The 16,375-nt window shown below is 54.4% G+C and carries 15 protein-coding genes and 1 tRNA gene; 7 read left to right on the top strand and 9 right to left on the bottom strand.

Annotated features, from left to right (window positions below; genetic code table 11):
• Nucleotides 1–167 precede the first annotated feature (167 nt).
• From JE47_RS21395 to JE47_RS0115550, 3 genes are read left to right on the top strand one after another with little or no spacing between them, the layout of a single operon-like run.
• Nucleotides 168–401, top strand: coding sequence for an FmdB family zinc ribbon protein (locus tag JE47_RS21395; RefSeq protein ID WP_081910052.1), 234 nt, complete (start codon nucleotides 168–170; stop codon nucleotides 399–401).
• Nucleotides 402–404: 3 nt separating this feature from the next.
• Nucleotides 405–1,379 (top strand): sugar phosphate nucleotidyltransferase, encoded by a 975-nt coding sequence (locus tag JE47_RS0115555; RefSeq protein ID WP_031460639.1) that lies wholly within the window; start codon nucleotides 405–407, stop codon nucleotides 1,377–1,379.
• A gap of 6 nt (nucleotides 1,380–1,385) precedes the next feature.
• Nucleotides 1,386–2,444, top strand: coding sequence for a hypothetical protein (locus JE47_RS0115550; RefSeq protein WP_031460638.1), 1,059 nt, complete (start codon nucleotides 1,386–1,388; stop codon nucleotides 2,442–2,444).
• A 49-nt stretch (nucleotides 2,445–2,493) separates the two neighbouring features.
• Here the strand turns inward: JE47_RS0115550 and JE47_RS0115545 are convergent, their stop codons facing one another.
• The 6 genes from JE47_RS0115545 to JE47_RS0115520 all read right to left on the bottom strand — a co-directional run bounded on the left by JE47_RS0115545 (nucleotide 2,494) and on the right by JE47_RS0115520 (nucleotide 7,878).
• Nucleotides 2,494–3,585, bottom strand: a complete 1,092-nt coding sequence (locus JE47_RS0115545; RefSeq protein ID WP_031460637.1) for a tRNA-queuosine alpha-mannosyltransferase domain-containing protein — start codon at nucleotides 3,583–3,585, stop codon at nucleotides 2,494–2,496.
• Nucleotides 3,586–3,677: 92 nt separating this feature from the next.
• Nucleotides 3,678–4,370 (bottom strand): LIM domain-containing protein, encoded by a 693-nt coding sequence (locus JE47_RS0115540; RefSeq protein WP_031460636.1) that lies wholly within the window; start codon nucleotides 4,368–4,370, stop codon nucleotides 3,678–3,680.
• Between the two features lie 31 nt (nucleotides 4,371–4,401).
• Nucleotides 4,402–5,067: an alpha/beta hydrolase gene (locus JE47_RS0115535; protein WP_031460635.1), complete on the bottom strand. Its 666-nt coding sequence runs from the start codon at nucleotides 5,065–5,067 to the stop codon at nucleotides 4,402–4,404.
• Nucleotides 5,064–5,654, bottom strand: a complete 591-nt coding sequence (locus JE47_RS0115530; protein ID WP_031460634.1) for a LysM peptidoglycan-binding domain-containing protein — start codon at nucleotides 5,652–5,654, stop codon at nucleotides 5,064–5,066. Before JE47_RS0115530 ends, JE47_RS0115535 begins: the two co-directional genes overlap by 4 nt.
• Before the next feature lie 44 nt (nucleotides 5,655–5,698).
• The gene (locus JE47_RS0115525) at nucleotides 5,699–7,099 is read right to left on the bottom strand and encodes an LCP family protein (RefSeq protein WP_031460633.1); all 1,401 of its coding nucleotides are present in this window, start codon (nucleotides 7,097–7,099) and stop codon (nucleotides 5,699–5,701) included.
• Nucleotides 7,100–7,113: 14 nt separating this feature from the next.
• Nucleotides 7,114–7,878 carry a PP2C family protein-serine/threonine phosphatase gene (locus JE47_RS0115520; protein WP_031460632.1) on the bottom strand — a complete coding sequence of 255 codons (765 nt, stop codon included), beginning with the start codon at nucleotides 7,876–7,878 and terminating at the stop codon, nucleotides 7,114–7,116.
• Nucleotides 7,879–7,996: 118 nt separating this feature from the next.
• Between JE47_RS0115520 and JE47_RS0115515 the strand changes: the two genes are divergently transcribed.
• Nucleotides 7,997–9,493, top strand: coding sequence for an aldehyde dehydrogenase family protein (locus JE47_RS0115515; RefSeq protein ID WP_031460631.1), 1,497 nt, complete (start codon nucleotides 7,997–7,999; stop codon nucleotides 9,491–9,493).
• Nucleotides 9,494–9,877: 384 nt separating this feature from the next.
• Here the strand turns inward: JE47_RS0115515 and JE47_RS21825 are convergent, their stop codons facing one another.
• Complete coding sequence (locus tag JE47_RS21825; protein WP_160173292.1) at nucleotides 9,878–10,018, bottom strand: hypothetical protein; 141 nt, start codon at nucleotides 10,016–10,018, stop codon at nucleotides 9,878–9,880.
• Between the two features lie 351 nt (nucleotides 10,019–10,369).
• On the opposite strand from JE47_RS21825, the gene JE47_RS0115500 reads away from it, so the two are divergent.
• From JE47_RS0115500 to JE47_RS0115490, 3 genes are all read left to right on the top strand, one after another.
• The gene (locus JE47_RS0115500) at nucleotides 10,370–13,090 is read left to right on the top strand and encodes a response regulator (protein ID WP_035419634.1); all 2,721 of its coding nucleotides are present in this window, start codon (nucleotides 10,370–10,372) and stop codon (nucleotides 13,088–13,090) included.
• A gap of 16 nt (nucleotides 13,091–13,106) precedes the next feature.
• On the top strand, nucleotides 13,107–13,496 hold the full coding sequence (locus JE47_RS0115495; RefSeq protein ID WP_031460628.1) for a response regulator: 390 nt from the start codon (nucleotides 13,107–13,109) through the stop codon (nucleotides 13,494–13,496).
• A 138-nt stretch (nucleotides 13,497–13,634) separates the two neighbouring features.
• Nucleotides 13,635–13,725, top strand: a tRNA-Ser gene (locus tag JE47_RS0115490).
• Nucleotides 13,726–13,964: 239 nt separating this feature from the next.
• Here the strand turns inward: JE47_RS0115490 and JE47_RS0115485 are convergent.
• The gene (locus JE47_RS0115485; protein WP_051871179.1) at nucleotides 13,965–14,570 is read right to left on the bottom strand and encodes a DUF1294 domain-containing protein; all 606 of its coding nucleotides are present in this window, start codon (nucleotides 14,568–14,570) and stop codon (nucleotides 13,965–13,967) included.
• 204 nt (nucleotides 14,571–14,774) lie between these two features.
• Nucleotides 14,775–15,749, bottom strand: coding sequence for a Uma2 family endonuclease (locus JE47_RS0115480; RefSeq protein WP_031460626.1), 975 nt, complete (start codon nucleotides 15,747–15,749; stop codon nucleotides 14,775–14,777).
• Nucleotides 15,750–16,375: the final 626 nt, after the last annotated feature.

Here is a 16,375-nt window from a genome sequence, read left to right as displayed (position 1 = left end):
TCCTATACGGATGTACGGACACAGTGCTGCTGCGCCCCTTACTCCTATTCAGAAACATTATCGCCAAAATAAGAAAACCGTTATCCCATTACCACTGGCACCATGGTATAATGCGGGTGGGCCACGTCCGCCCCATATCCTTTCCCCTGATGTTATGAGGTGACGCTATGCCGATGTACGAGTATAGCTGCTTGGACTGCACCCACCAGTTCGAACAGCTACGACCGATGAACGCTGCCGATCAAAACATCGTTTGCCCCTTCTGCCAAAGCACCCACGTGCAACGTCGTTTGTCCTTATTTGCAACGCATAGCCGTGGCGAAGCAGCAACCACCAACACCACCAGCAGCTCCGCTAGTGGATGTAGTTGCAGCGCTTGCAGTTGTGGCCCAAGGAGCTAACGTATGCGCGTTATGATCCTGACCGCCGGCCTCGGTACTCGCCTCCGTCCGCATACGTTCGTGCGACCTAAGCCACTCGTGAGCGTCGCCGGCAAAGCAGTGTTAGCCCACATCATTGATTATCTGGCTCCCCTCCAAATTGACGAACTGATCTGCGTGGTCGGTTATTTAGGGAACCAGATTGAGGAATTTATGCGGGCAAATTACACCTACCCGATGCGATTCCTCGAACAGAAGGTGATGCGGGGGCAGGCCGATGCGATTGCGCTGGCCCATGATCTAACCGGGCCGCTTCTGGTCGTGTTTGGTGATGGGTTGCTCGAATTTGATATTGAACAACTCAATCAACACCCCAACTATGGCATCGTCTATTGCAAAGAGGTTGACGATCCGCGTCGTTTTGGAGTGGTAGTCGTTGAAAAAGGGCGCATCGTGCGTCTGGTCGAAAAGCCGAGCGAGCCGATCTCTAATCTGGCAGTGGCCGGTATCTACTACGTACCAGAGGCCTCCCGCCTTATGTCGGCTATCGACTACATTATGCAAAACAACATCCAAACCAAAGGCGAGTTCTATCTGGCCGATGCTCTGCAAGTGATGATTGACCGCGGTGAAGAATTGCGCGCCGAAACGGTCAGGGTGTGGTACGACTGTGGCACCATCGAGGCTCTGCTAGATACCAATCGTTATCTCCTCGACCACGGTCACCACTATGCTACCGAGTATCCAAACGCTGTCATCATTCCTCCGGTTAACATTGCCGCCACCGCCGTGATCGACCAGGCCGTTATCGGCCCCTACGTCTCGATTGCCGATGGTGCAGTTGTGCGCCAGGCTATTGTGCGCGATTCGATTATCAATGCCGGTGCTCAAATTCAGTCGGTGATTCTCAACCGTAGCCTGATCGGCGATCGCGCTACGGTTAATGGCGTCAGTCAAGAGTTGAATGTCAGCGATTTGTCTGATATTCGTTTCAGGTGAACCACTATGATAGCTTACAACTTCCATGCCGTAAGCAATGGCGCTCGCGGCGAGGCCGAGGATGGCCGCTGGGAGTTGGCCTCGTCTGGTAGCAGGCAGAAGCCAGGTATGGTCGCCGCTGACCATGCCCTCTCGCGTAGTGCCGAACAAGAAACTATTCGGCGTCTCACATCTGCCGCCGATTCCGCAACGGCCCGCCTCTTGACAGCAGTATACGTTGCGCTCAAAACCTATCCCTGTCTCGTCCTGAGCGGTCGCGCCGGCGCGGGCAAAGCGGCGCTGGTGCAGCATCTGGCCCATGCAATTGTCGGCGACGCGCCCGGTCAATTGATAAGGATTGGTTCGGCAAACTGGGCAACACGCAGTGGTCAACATGATTATTTCCGTGATCTGCATACTCGGTTCGGTGACAGCCAGTTGAGTGAGGTGCTCAGCGAGGCGCAGTCGCCACAAGGTACCGGAAAGCTGTACATTGTCTATTTCGACGGCCTGGCCCCCGATGAACTCTTTCATTATGTACACAAGCGGCTCAACCTCTTACCCTTTGCCGTTGAAAGGCTATCTGCTCTGCCGGTACCGCCAAACGTTTGGTTTGTTGCGACCGTTCACCATCCCCAGCAGTTATCAGCGCGTGATGCCCAGATACTGACCCATGCGCAGCAGATCAATATCAATGCTTATCGCCGATCACTGCCCCAATTGCCACCACCACCGGTTGGCTTGCAACGCGCCGCTCTGCAAGATACCGTCCGTGACGCGGTTGCTGCCCGTGATCGGCTGCGGATGGTATTTGGGCAACCGCAATTACCCCCGCTCAATCCTTCACCCCATATCACGAATTTTTTGCGCTGGTACAGTCTTCTGCCGGAAAACACACTTGATAACGATATGTGGCTATACCTGGCTAACAGCTTCGACCGTTATGGTCACGGCTTGTTTGCACCCGATGCCCAGCAAAATCTCCAAATCGCCTACGATCTGCGAATCGTGCAACGAGTGCTGGCTCGTCTTGATCCGGCCAGGACGGTGTTACGACCAGAACTGACCCGCGCAGTTGGATGTTGACTCGTAGGGGCGAAGCGGTGCTTCGCCCCAGCCTTGCTCCACCATCTCATCACCGTACCAGTGCGGCTAGCGTCGCGTCATAACGTGGGGCCAGATTCTGCCAGCGGTAAGGCAGCGCCAGCGCCGACCAATTGTACTGCATTAATCGCGGCAAATCCGCGATCAACCGCTCTAACGCCGCTGGTAGATCATCATCTGTAGGGTAAAGACAATCAGCGTGCCATTCCGGCGGTATCAAATCGGGATAGTTGAGTCGGGCCGGTAACAGCGGCACACATCCACAGGCAATCGCTTCGAGAATCGCAATCCCAAAGTACTCCTGGATGGCTGCCGACACCACAATATCGGCCTGCTGCAACAGATTCAGATACGCTGCCCGACTCTCGGCAAAACCCCAATGAATGGTCCAATCGGCCCAACGCTGGCGAGCGGCCACTAGATCAGGGGCCGTCGGATCAATATGCTCGCCGGTTACAATCAGGCGAAACGTCACCCCACGCGCAGCCAGATATTCCAACGCTGCCATCACAACATGTGGTTGCTTATCATATTCCCAACGCGCATTCCACAGAATGACCGGCGGTGCAGATGGGTCACGCGGACGACGCGATGGCAAGGGTGGCAGATCAAGACCAGGTGGAAGCACCAGTGACTTGGCAGCAATCTGATCTACCGTCTGTAGCTCGTGGTAATCGTGATAGCGTCGGAGCATGGCCGGCAGGGCGGTTAGCCAATCGCGCCGATGAAAATCAGAATTGAAAATAACCGCATCGGCTACTAATGCGCTGGTAAAATTGATCCAGGCAAAGGTATAATCGCGCTTGCGGCCCGGCGGTAGTGGATACGTCAGTTGATTTTCGTGAAAATAGATCGCGGCTGGAACCGATCCCAACGTGCGATCGGTCAACGCCCGAAAGACGGCCAGGTCGAGCATATCGGTCGTAACGATCACATCAGGGATTTCAGCTAACGCTGCCACCTGCCGGGCCAGCGTGATCGCCCCACCTCGCATCCGCCACCGCCATCCCCCAGCCTGATTCATTGTAATGAGTCTGACCTGATGAGCACTATGTGCGGCATAACCGCTCGCCACTGCCGCGTGTGATCCTCCATGAAACGGATCAAGCCACCATATTTTCATCGTTTTAGTACTACTATGCTCGCCGACAGGATGTGATGGTCAATGGCAACGGCCTAGTGAGGCGCATTGTGATCAACCCCCGCCCTACCACGTCAGTCATCAATCCGCATCATATACGCATTGACGCCTTCAACTCCTAATTGCGCCTCGAGGTTCAACAGATAGCGCAGTGGCTTCTGATAGGGATGATTTTCGTCAAGCATCCGTGCCGCCGCTTTATGACTCCCAAGCTGCAAGAGATGGTGATAGGCGACCCACTCCGCATGCCCTTCACGGAGAAAATCATTCCGCAACAGCGGACAATGCTCGGCCTGCCATGCGTGTGCATACTCATGGGCTGCCGTGATACGGAAAACGAGCATCGGCAACCCGTAGAGCACATAAATGACCCGCACATGATTCTGCCGTCGGTACAACCCAAGTGTATCTTGACCCGGAGCAACCAGGCCACGTAACCGGGCCATCGTTGGCGCATCAACCAGACGAAAGGCCACCCCTACCCAAAGCTGTAACCCCATCCCTGTAGCCAACAGACTCGCTGTCTGTTGAAACAGGTCTTGTGCTCGCCTCGGATCGTAGATTGCCACGGCATGGCAGGCATCACACTGCTGCCGCCCATCATGCAGCTCCCAGAAGTGATTCCCGAGCGGCGCACCACACGTACTACAGCGGGGCCGGGTAGCAATACATTGTGGGCAAAACCGCTCTGGACGATCAACCAAGACATAGTAGCTACCGACCAACGGTTTCCCACAACTGGCACAGCGCGAACCATGAGTGGTCATACCTCACCTGCACGAAAAAAGCCCCCTATCATCAGGCAGTATGAGGCGGCGGCCCATCGAGTTGCTCGGCCAGCCAATGCTGCATGAGGCTCAAACCGTTTGGATGCAGACTGTGCCCAACCGGATCCTCGTGATACCGATGACGAGGCGCGTAGCGCGTCAGTATATCACGAGTACTCCGGGCGTGCTCGACCGGAATCACCTCATCGTAGGTTCCGTGCAGTTGCAGAATAGGAAGCCGTTCGATACCGGCAGCCGGTGGCTGCGTGGTGAAGGCAGGATCAAGATACCCATTGGCCGCAATAACACCGGCCAGGCGTTCCGGAATCCGCCAGGCCAAAGCCAGGCTCAAGATCGCCCCCTGGCTGAAGCCAAACAAATAAGTACGCTGGGGATCGGTTCCGATCCGACCCGGCAATTCACTGATGAACCTAATCAATAATTCAACCGCCTTTGATCGCCCAACTGGATCGGGAATTAACCGGCCCGGAGCGCCACTCAGCTCGTACCATGCAAATCCTCCCCAGGGGAGGGCAATTGGCGCCCGCGCACTCACAATATGGACCCGGTCATCGATCATATCAGCCAGTTCAAAAAGATCACGTTCATTGCTACCGAAACCGTGCAACATGACTAAGAGTGGGGCCGGCCCACGCTCAATGAATGGTCGGCGTTCAATCGTGCGAATCGTTGTCATGGGATCACCAGTTCCTGCCCGACTTGCAGGTTGTCACCCTGTGCCGGAGTAAGATTATTAGCCTGTAGAATTGCTTCAATTGTAACCCCAAACCGTTCGGCAATGACACGCAATGTATCCCCGGCCTGCACAGTATAGCGTCGTTGTCCAGCGGCTGTTGGGGTAGCAGGAGGTTCCGGAGTCGCACTTGGTTCGGCAGTGGGTGTTGGTTCAACGGTGGGAGTTGGTTCGGCAGTGAGTGTTGGTTCAGGCGTTCTCGTCGCCGTTACCGTCAGCGTTGGTCGGGGTGTCATTGTTGGTACGACCGGCACTGTTGGCATAACCGGTAACAGCTCTTGATCGAGCGCATCGGGGACTGGCGGTACCCAGGCCGGTAACAACGTCAAATCACTGATCCGCAGGGGTGGCAATGGATTCCGACTGATTGTAAAGATAGCCGCTGCCACTCCGATCAGGATGACAGTCATCCCGATTGCGATACCGATAGCGCCAATGAAACGCTGACTCATACGCAATATCAGCGCACCGATCGGCGGCGCCAAAAAAATAAAGATCAGTAGAAACCAGAGTGTCGTTTCTGTCAACATATCATTTCATTCGCCGGCATCACGCTGAACCAGGAATCACCGCATTACGGTACCAATGCCCAGCGTGGTTCGTAATCCAACCCAACGACCAGCACAATATCTGCGCCCAAGGGTTGGGGCGGTGCATCAGCCGGTGGTGTCGCAAAAACCTGACTCGGTGGCAAACCCAGATGCGCAGCCAGCCGGGCCAGTGTTGCCGGTTTCCCGGTATAATCGATCAGCATAGTCTTCTCTCGCCGTTCGGTGTTACTGGCGGGCAGCGTCTGAAAATTTGCCTGGGCCAACGCACGACTGATTCGCCCCGCCAGACCGTTCACCGGCGTACCGTTCAAGACTTGCACTTTCGCCAGTTCGCTATCGATCTGGGGCCCGGCCCGGAATCGTTCGACCAACATTGCCAGATCGCGCCGGTTCCAGTAAATGTCTGATCCAATCTCGGCAACCACGGCCACATCACGCGGATTAATACCGAACGTTGCGATCCGGCTGCTATCAATCGCTTGGGCCAGCATCAACAGGTCCCGCAAGACAGCCGGGTCGTCAATTGGCAGCGTCGTCTTGATACTGCGCCGCACCTCTTCAAGCAACGTTGCGAGCACTCCTGCCTGATCGATCAGGCCCCGACGCTGGATCGTCGCAACCACTGCCCGCAACAACATCTGTTGCCGCTGGGCACGGTCGAAATCACTCGAACCGTGACGGGATCGTGCGTATTTCAACGCCGTCTTCCCATCGAGAATCTGTAGACCGGCAGGAATGAAGATTCGCTCATACCCATAATCATCGGTAGGAAAACTACTGTCGAGGAGTGGGGCAGGAACGTCGATCAAAACGCCGCCTATCGCATCGATTAACCGTTCAAAGCCACTAAAATCGATTTGAGCAACATAATCAACCGGCATATTCAGCAACATCGCAACGGTTTCGGCAACCAGCGCCCCACCGGCAGCAGCCGGATCAGTACCAGGCCCATACAGACTGGCTGCATGCTGATAACCATAGTTATAAGCAGCATTGATCTTCTGCTCGCCAAGACCGGGGATCACGGCCACCGTATCACGTGGGATCGAGAGTAAACTCACCCACTGTTCGGTCGGATGGATATACGCCAGAATCAATGTATCACTGCGCACACCTTCGCCGCCATCAGCACGCTGATCAACACCGAGTAGCAATACCGTAAATGGTTGCCGAAACATTGTACTGGTCGGCGTTGCCGTCCTGGTCAGCGGGCGCAGCTCATTCTGGCGTATACTGGTCAGAGTGTTCCATACCCAACCTACACCGCTGAATGCGAGCAGCAGCACACAAACGACTCCACCAATGAGAACCAGCCATCGCCAACGCTGCCGACGCCGGGCACGGAGCAGAGCAACTCGTTCCCGTGCACTGCCCTGCGGTAACGTAGGTGATCGTTGCCGTCGGTTGCCACGTTGTCGATCCATTGCCATCCGGTGCCCTAATCATCTATCACTTCCGGCTCATCAGGTGGTTCGTACAGGCTGGTTGCCACAATCGGCGCACTCATCGTCAAGCGACGCAATCCGGGAATACCGTTCGTCGGCAAAATGGCCAGCACCACAATACTTATATCATCAGATGGTTGTCCATCATCAAGCTCAAGTGCGTACTGGAGAATGCTATCAACTAGCGTCTGCGGATCACGACCCTCGTGGGCCGGCCACGCCGCTAGATAATTGGGCAATCCCAAATCCTCACCTCGTCGCTCTCCTGCTCGCAACAAGCCATCGGTAAACAAGACGATATAGGTATAGGGAGCAACCGGTATTTCACTGATATGAGGACGAATTAATGGCTGCAAGCCAATCGGACTGGAGGGCGCGTTAAAACTGCGCATTTCCTGTGGTGTAATAACGAAAAACGGTGCCGGATTATTACGGGTAACCAGAATTTTCGGCCCGGCAAAATCAACCGATAGAATATTCAGCGTTGCCGCCACCTGTCCCATTCGATAAGTATACAGATAGTCATGCACAGCCCGCGCCACTGCCCCATCGCGTGCCCCATCTTTCAGCAACGTAATCGCTCGCGTCGCTACCAGATGCGACAACGTTTTGGCACTGCGGCCACTGCCCTGCCCATCAACCAGAACAAACGAAAATCCACCACCCGGACGCTCAATCGTCTCGAGCGTATCACCGCTCTCCAGCTCACCATAACGAGGAACTTTGGCAACTGCTACGCGCATTTCCAGATCGGCCATCACATGCATCCCCTCGTCTTGCTCGTTAATCTGTAACAGCATACCACAACTTACACCATGCTATAATCACACTGTTACCGGAATAGGGCCATTCTTTAGACGATTGAGGAGGACGACGATGTCCGAAGGACGTGTATTCCACAACTTGATCGGCGGCGAATTCGTTCCCGCTCAGAGCGGAAAAACCTTTGAGCGGCGTAATCCCGCCGATACTCGCGATCTGGTAGGTGTATTTGCCGACAGCGACGAGCGCGATGTCTATGCCGCCGTTGAAGCGGCCAAAGCCGCCTTCCCCCACTGGAGCAAAGTACCGGCGCCAAAGCGTGGCGAGATTTTGCTGCGCGCTGCTGAACTGCTACAGTCCCGTAAAGAGCAGTACAGTCGCGATCTGACTCGCGAGATGGGCAAACCGCTCTTCGAGGCCGGTGGTGATATTGTCGAAGCGATCGGCATGGCCCAGTACGCCGGTAGTGAAGGGCGGCGAATGTTTGGGGTGACAACCCCTTCCGAATTGCCCAACAAGTTTCAGATGAGTATTCGGCAGCCAATCGGTGTAGTTGGCCTGATCACGCCGTGGAACTTTCCAATGGCTATTGCATCCTGGAAGATGCTGCCCGCCATCGTCTGTGGCAACACGGTTGTGATTAAACCGGGTGAAGATGCCTCGGCCAGTACGTATAATCTGGTGCAGTGCCTGATGGAAGCCGGGTTACCTCCCGGTGTGGTCAACATCGTCACTGGCTATGGGCCAAAGGCCGGTCAACCGCTGGTCGAACATCCCGATGTACCGGTCATTTCCTTCACCGGCAGCACCGAAACCGGTCGGCTGGTATACGAACTGGGTGCTCGCCGGATCAAACGGGTCAGCCTGGAAATGGGCGGCAAGAACCCATTAATTGTGATGCCCGACGCCGATCTCGACCTGGCGCTCGATGGCGTCTTGTGGGCAGCCTTTGGCACCACTGGCCAACGCTGTACTGCCACCAGCCGCCTAATTGTCCACCGCGCCGTTGCCCGCGAATTGGTCGATCGGATTGTGGCGCGTGCTCAGTCACTGCGCGTAGGCAATGGTCTCGACCCTGCTACCGAAATGGGGCCACTGGTCAATGAAAAGCAGTTGCAGCGGGTACTAAACTACATCGAAATCGGCAAACAAGAGGGTGCCACGCTGCTGTGCGGTGGTTACCGACTTACCGGCGGCGACTACGATTATGGCTACTTTATCGCGCCTACCGTCTTTACCAATGTTACGCCTCAAATGCGGATCGCTCGTGAAGAGATTTTCGGGCCTGTTCTCAGTGTGATCGAAGTCGATAGCCTTGATGAAGCGATCACCATTGCCAACGACGTTGCTTACGGCCTCAGCTCTGCAATCTACACGCGCGACATCAACGCTGCTTTCCGGGCTATGCACGCGCTTCAGGCCGGTATCGTGTACATCAACGCCCCCACTATCGGCGCCGAAATCCATCTGCCCTTCGGTGGCGTTAAAGCAACCGGTAACGGTCATCGCGAAGCCGGCCCAACCATGCTCGATGTCTTTTCCGAATGGAAGAGCGTTTATATTGATTACAGTGGGACGTTACAGCGGGCACAGATTGACAACGCTGATTAACTCAGGCTCGGGCTTACGATTCACCGGTCAGGGCGGGTTGTAAACCCGCCCGTATTGCGAGAGGAGTCAACACCTTCCCACAACAGCACACCGCAGAAGAGAAGCGAATGAAGATCGGAGAAGAGTGAGCGTTACACCGCCTCATCTCACCGCTCACTGCTCTCCACTCACTCCTCACCAGGGGACGGTAAGATGTGGGATTACCCCCTCGCCAGCGGGGATAACAGGTAGCAGATTGTCGGATAGAGACGGTCAACCGTCACCTGGAACCGATGAGCAGTGAGCAGCACTCCACACGCCCTCATGTCGGTGTCAACGGAAGGAACATTCACTGCGCAGCGCACACATCAGCACGAACATGAGCGAGCAAGCAACAGTTGATAATCATTCAGTGGTATACTGAACAGAAGCACCGGCTTTACCGGAGAACATCAGTGCGACTTTTTCCGGTAATGCTGGTGATCCTGTTGGTGGGTGTTCGATAGAGTATCGTTCGTCATCAATCACATCAAAACTGGTTATCATTCATTCCTAATGTACGTAATATCAGGATCGATTTCTACGACCTGATATATCAATCGTGTATCAATGGGGTATTACCGGCTTACCGGTACGTACCGATCTGGTTGACAAACCGATTACAAGACGGGCTGATCGCTGGGAAACAGCACTTACGGACAAGATTGTGCTCTGGCCCGATTCCTCGCGATACGATAAGCATCCTGCTGAAATCGCAAGGATTTTCAATCAAATCTTATGCAACAGGCAATTACCCATGAGCGTGCTCCTAGACCGGCCTGCCGGCAACGATGATTGAAGAAGGAGAAGCTAAACACACTATTGACCAACACGCTGTGCACACCAACGAGGTCGTCTGTGCAAGTCTTACAACATTGGCAACAATCGATTAAAACCAGTTTACGGGCTAAATTATTGCTCTTTCTAAGTCTGAGCATGCTATCAATATTGTTGATAGCGGCTTACGGTGTTTTCCGATATATTGAAACGGTTGAACAAGAGGGATGGGCTGGTCGCCAACGCGAAGCAGCTCAGTATGCAGTGCGCACAATCGATGACTTTCTGCTGCGGGTTGAAGATACGCTCAACCTGGTGGGAGCACTATCGGTTCAACAGATTCGGCAATCACCTGAATTACTCCCTGAAATTCTTAACCGCATACCCGCCTGGATCGAGATTGTCCGTGTCGATGCAACCGGTCGTGTCATCGCGTCGACCAGCCGTGATCAACCGCTTCTAACAAATCCGGCAAGCATTCTGCTCGCAAACTGGTTCCAACAGGCGCGCAAGGGAAACAATTACCTTAGCCCGCTGTTCATTACCACTAATAGTGAACCGTACATTATTCTGTCGATGCCTGCGAGTGATGGCGGAGTCGTCGCCGGTCGGTTACGGATGAATTTGTTGTGGGAAACTGTAGCGACAATCCGGTTTGGCCGTACCGGGCATGCCTATATTGTCGATGATCTTGGTACTATTATTGCCCATCCCGATCCACAAATTGTGCTGGCCAACACCACCATTGGCGAACGTCCAGAATTTCGCACCTTTCCTCCCGATGGGAACCAGCGTTTCTACATCAATCGCTTTCAGCAAGAGACTCTCGGCGTTGCACTGAATATTCCCGGTACACCCTGGCGATTACTGGCCGAAATACCTGAAGATGAAGCCACTGAACTGTCGACACGGGCCGGAATTGTTGTCACCATCAGTCTGTTCCTTTTTGGTGCGCTCATCCTGCTGAGCATAAATTATCTGCTCGATCGCTTCATCTTCCGCGTTCTAAATGAACTCCGACAAGGTGCCGAACGAGTCGGGACAGGTGACCTCACCCAACCGCTGGTCGTACCACCTGAGCATGAACTGGCTCAGGTCGCCAGTGCATTCAACACGATGATGCAACAGTTGCATGCCCGTAATCTTGAAATTACCCGCCAGACAGAAAGCCTGAAAACCGAGATTCAGCAACGTCGCCGGATCGAGCAAGAGCTGATAAGGGCACGCGATGCTGCTGAAGCAGCTTCACGAGCGAAAAGTACCTTTCTTGCCACAATGAGCCACGAGTTGCGTACTCCCTTGACCGCAATTATCGGCTACAGCCAGCTCCTAGAACAGTTAATCGGTCAGGGTATCTATGATACGGTTGCACACGATGTCGGACGTATTCGTGCTGCCGGTACGCATCTCCTTGCCCTTATTAACGATATTCTTGATATTTCCCGAATCGAAGCTGGTCGAATGACGGTCAGCATCGAATATGCCGATGTAGCAGATTTGGTGCGCTCTGCCGTAAATACGGTTCTGCCCCAAATCGAGAAGAATCGGAATCGCCTCCAGATCAATTGTCCACCAGATATTGGTATTCTAAACAGTGATGCGACCAAGGTGCGTCAGGCATTGATAAATCTGTTAAGTAATGCCGCAAAATTTACTGAAAATGGTGAGATAACCCTAACCGTTAGTCACTATTATGAGAATGCGCAGAAGTGGTTCCGCTTTACCGTTTCTGATACCGGTATTGGCATCCCTGCTGATAAACTAGATAAGCTGTTCAAAGCGTTTTCGCAGGTTGATGATACACCCACCCGAAAATACGGTGGCACCGGCCTGGGTCTGGCCTTGAGTCAGCGTTTATGTGCGCTTATCGGTGGCAGAATTACGGTCGAAAGCACTGTTGGATTCGGATCAACATTTACAATCGAAGTCCCTGCCGAACTTAATGCAATCTCTTCGACATCAGACCTGGACGCGCCCAGTCTTTCTGCAATCCCAGCACCAATCACGACTGACAGGACCGCCTCGACAGTAACGGCCAAAAATGCTGTTTTACTGATTATCGACGATGATCCAACAATGAGCGATATGTTGCGTCGACTCATACCGGCTACTGAAGCGACTATCGTTACTGCTGAGACCGGTACTGAAGGTCTGCAACTGGCTGCCGCTCTCATCCCTGAGGTGATCGTCCTCGATCTAAAATTACCCGATTTGCACGGCCTCGAAGTGTTGGCGCGGCTGCGTGAAAACCCAGAGCTATCTCATATCCCAATCGTTGTGCTAACGATTGATGACCAGGCTCAGCACGGTCTGACCCTCTCAGTCGACGAATATTTGGTCAAGCCTGTCGAGCCGAACCGATTGATCAGCATTGTTAGACGTTTCTACCAACCCAAAGCCGAAGTTTCAACACCACATATTTTGCTGGTTGAAGATGATACGGCACTCGCCGAATTGTTCGCCCAAACCCTGCGAACCGTCGGCTGGTCGGTAGAGGTCGCCTCCGATGGCGAAACCGGTCTTACTGCTGCGCTAAGCCGACCACCGGCCCTGATATTGCTTGATTATATGTTGCCCGGTATGGATGGACTACAATTGCTTGAACAGTTACGAAGCCATCCTCACGGGAAGAATATTCCGGTGATCTTGATGACGGCCCATGAGCTAACCGCTGATGAACGACAACAACTGGCAGTCAGTGTGAGCATGATTCAACGCAAAGCAGAATTAAACCTGGAGCAAATGATCGATCATTTGCGACGGCTACTGTCCCAAAACAAGTCTCTACTCATAGAACAGTAACAAGGCAGGGTAAACAATGGCAAAAATTCTTATCGTAGAAGATGATGCTAATAATCGCGATCTGATCGCACGATTAGTAGAATTGATGGGGCACGAACCAATTCTGGCAGCCGATGGCGCTCAGGGTGTCGCCCTCGCCCGTAGCGCGCAGCCTGATCTGATTGTAATGGATATGGGATTACCCGTGCTCAACGGATGGCAGGCCACCCACCGTATCAAATCGCAACCGGCCACCAGGCATATTCCGATCCTGGCATTGACTGCTTACGCCCTCACCGAAGATCGGACACGCTCACTGGATGCTGGTTGTGATGACTTTGAGACTAAACCGATTGACTTCAACCGATTCCGAGAAAAAGTTGAAGCACTCCTTCGTCAGCGCGGAAAAGAACCCACAGCTCCGTAGCTGCGTAGAAGCTCGTGATGACACTATTGAAGCGTCAAGACATCGAATGGAACCCGAAGCTGAGAACACAGAAAAGCACTAACCGGTGCAGATCATACTTGCACAGCGTTACACAATGTGGTAATATCACAACCGCAAGGGCAGGTCGCATAGTTGGTCTAGTGCGCGGCACTGGAAATGCCGTACAGCGGAAACGCTGTCGTGGGTTCGAATCCCACCCTGCCCGCCAGTTGGTCTCTTCCACCACTTGCTATCCCAACAATCGCTGAGGAACTGACAAGAGGCGTGCATAAAGATACGTTTCCTGGCATTGTGACGCGCAATTTGCTATTTTGCATCACCCTATACCCCACTGGTTAGCGCGTTCCTACCCAACTCACCCGGCTTACCGCCGCACACTCTCTTCATTACATCAATACATGCGGGTTGAAAACCTCCCACATCAGGATCAGCATCCCGATATATCCGTTACCAGACCAATAGTGTAACTGCCAGATACAAGAGAATCCCGCCAATATGCAAACTTACAATACCCCAAAAATATCTGGCATACGAAGACTTACTAATTTTATGTCGAAAAATCTGCTGCGCAAGCAGCGCACCAGGCCATCCCCCTAACAGCTCCCATGCATGCAGAGTCTGTTCGCGGATACGCCAAACTCCAAATTGTGCTCGCCGCTTATCTTCCTGGTATAACATCAGCGTCACTGCACTACACGCCAGATACCACCCAATAACCCATGATGGCATTACCATTGCGAATACTGTAAGCCCCAGCAAGATTACAAATGCGCCAACGACCAACAAGGCCAACACCGTATCAAACCGAGAAACCGATCCAGCGATCTGTGGCGCTGCCGACTGTGTTCGTACATTGACTGCCCGTAATCGCCCCTGAGCATCGAGCTGAACAGTAAATTTGACCGTTTCACCTGGCTGAGGCTGCCAGTTGCAGTCGAAGGTATCGCGAATATGAAAAAAGATGTCGCCCGGATGACTTGGTGAAGCGATAAAACCGTATCCCTCTTTTTGTTTCCAACTGGCAACTCTGCCGAAGTAACTTCGATCGTTCATAGGAACTTGCCAACGTAATCAACAACGAATATGACTTGTTTAGTATACTATATCACACATATTACCAGTTTCCTGAAGACCAACACCATTTACAAAACATCAAACCCTCCTTTCCTCAGCGACGCTGTCACGCAGGGCTTCACATAGCATGTATGGAAGCCCCACAGAGACAATAGGTTTCCCGACAATAAGACTGTTGCTGTTTCATTCTTCTAAACCCTGCAAGCGCCGCAGCTCGACTTCAAGCTGGCGCAGACGAGCTTCAAGCTCGGCTCGCGCCGCTGCTTCCCGTTGCGCCTGTTCTTCCGCTGCTCGCGCTCGCGCTTCGGCTTCCGCCCGCGCTGCTGCTTCGCGTCGAGCCTGTTCTTCTGCCTCGGCCCGCGCTGCCGCTTCCCGTCGGGCCTGTTCCGCTGCCGCACGTGCCAGCGCTTCTGCCTCCGCCCGCGCTGCCGCTTCCTGTCGCGCTCGCGCCTCAGCTTCTGCCGCCTGCTGCACCACCGTCGCGTAGTCGCCAAACGCCGTGCCGTCGTCGGCGTAGCACACCACGTGGTCGCCTTCCACCCCTAGCCACAGCCCGGCAACCTCCAGATACACCCATCCCCGCGCATCGGGCGGCTGGAGCCGGTAGGTGTCCCCCACCAGCCGGTAATCGAGTAATTGGAGCTGCCGCTCCCCCCGCCGCCCGAGGTTGTCCACAATCACGTACTGCGCTACCCCCGCCCGTGCGTAGTGCACCACCTTCCACACCACATCGTTCTCCCGCGTCTCCGGCGACGTAATTTCAATAATCAACGCCGGTCGTACCCCCTCTTCCGCCACGTCAAAGGTGCTCCAATCCCGTCGCTCACGCAGCCCCGGAATGACCATCACGTCCGGCCCGTGCGGCCGCAGGTCGGGCACGTCCCACGCTACCCGCACATCACTCAGCACGATGGCCTGCCCGTGCGCTTCGAGCCGGGCACGCAGCACCGCCGTGAGGTACATCCGGTCGGTTTCGTGGCGGTCACTGTGCACGATGAAGTCTCCCACTTCGGGGTGCAACACGTCCTCGAGGGTGAGCGGCACTGGTTCGAGGTGGTCGGGGTCGTCGGGGGTCGGGCGACGGACGTAGCGCCAGCCGTAGCGGAAGGGGTCTTCTTCGGGGAGCGGTGCAGGTGCAGTAGCAGTAGGATGGGTCATCGCAGTTCCTCCTTGCTGTGGTAGGTGGGTCTGCCGGTATTGTAGCACAGCGCTGGGCAGGATGCAGGGGCAACGGCGGCAGCGCAACGGGCAGCGGGTGGTGTTTTCCATTCATCGTGTCTTCCTAGGGCTCAAAATGGTGCTCAATAAAGAAAGCGTTTGAGCGGCCAAAAAGTTACACGAAAAACACGGTAATGCTGAACCTACCCGAAACGGTCGGTTACAGGACGAGTCTCACCCGCTCACCTCACAACGCGACGGCGCACGAGAACAAGAGAGTTCTGAGCGCCTATCCGAATAATCCCCTATGACATCACGACGGATGAACCTCGGCGATGGAGGCAACGCGATTGATGAGCTGCACGAGGCAGGGCGAGATGCCGCCTCGCCCCTACAGGTATCCACGACGATGGTCACGGCGCACCTATTCAACCTCTCCTGTTGTAGCAGCCGCTCGGTCGGGGCGCAGCAACGCTGCGCCGGTACATCCATCGACGGCTTTCATCCGTTCCACCGTGAGACGGTGATTGGGATCGGCACGTAGAGCCTGATCAAAAACCCAGATGTCTCGTTGGGTACGTCCTGTACCCGCGCAACCATTGCGTGCGGGCAGCCCTCACTCCCGG

This window comes from Chloroflexus sp. MS-G (assembly GCF_000735195.1).
Lineage (GTDB): Bacteria > Chloroflexota > Chloroflexia > Chloroflexales > Chloroflexaceae > Chloroflexus.
This window is presented reverse-complemented; position numbering and strand designations above follow the sequence as displayed.

What these genes read in the sequence shown, in the direction of transcription:
- JE47_RS21395 (WP_081910052.1), top strand. Translation starts at nt 168, where the DNA reads ATGCCGATGTACGAGTATAGCTGCTTGGACTGCACCCACCAGTTCGAA.
- JE47_RS0115555 (WP_031460639.1), top strand. Translation starts at nt 405, where the DNA reads ATGCGCGTTATGATCCTGACCGCCGGCCTCGGTACTCGCCTCCGTCCG.
- JE47_RS0115550 (WP_031460638.1), top strand. Translation starts at nt 1,386, where the DNA reads ATGATAGCTTACAACTTCCATGCCGTAAGCAATGGCGCTCGCGGCGAG.
- JE47_RS0115545 (WP_031460637.1), bottom strand. Translation starts at nt 3,585, where the DNA reads ATGAAAATATGGTGGCTTGATCCGTTTCATGGAGGATCACACGCGGCA.
- JE47_RS0115540 (WP_031460636.1), bottom strand. Translation starts at nt 4,370, where the DNA reads ATGACCACTCATGGTTCGCGCTGTGCCAGTTGTGGGAAACCGTTGGTC.
- JE47_RS0115535 (WP_031460635.1), bottom strand. Translation starts at nt 5,067, where the DNA reads ATGACAACGATTCGCACGATTGAACGCCGACCATTCATTGAGCGTGGG.
- JE47_RS0115530 (WP_031460634.1), bottom strand. Translation starts at nt 5,654, where the DNA reads ATGTTGACAGAAACGACACTCTGGTTTCTACTGATCTTTATTTTTTTG.
- JE47_RS0115525 (WP_031460633.1), bottom strand. Translation starts at nt 7,099, where the DNA reads ATGGATCGACAACGTGGCAACCGACGGCAACGATCACCTACGTTACCG.
- JE47_RS0115520 (WP_031460632.1), bottom strand. Translation starts at nt 7,878, where the DNA reads ATGGCCGATCTGGAAATGCGCGTAGCAGTTGCCAAAGTTCCTCGTTAT.
- JE47_RS0115515 (WP_031460631.1), top strand. Translation starts at nt 7,997, where the DNA reads ATGTCCGAAGGACGTGTATTCCACAACTTGATCGGCGGCGAATTCGTT.
- JE47_RS21825 (WP_160173292.1), bottom strand. Translation starts at nt 10,018, where the DNA reads ATGATAACCAGTTTTGATGTGATTGATGACGAACGATACTCTATCGAA.
- JE47_RS0115495 (WP_031460628.1), top strand. Translation starts at nt 13,107, where the DNA reads ATGGCAAAAATTCTTATCGTAGAAGATGATGCTAATAATCGCGATCTG.
- JE47_RS0115485 (WP_051871179.1), bottom strand. Translation starts at nt 14,570, where the DNA reads ATGAACGATCGAAGTTACTTCGGCAGAGTTGCCAGTTGGAAACAAAAA.
- JE47_RS0115480 (WP_031460626.1), bottom strand. Translation starts at nt 15,749, where the DNA reads ATGACCCATCCTACTGCTACTGCACCTGCACCGCTCCCCGAAGAAGAC.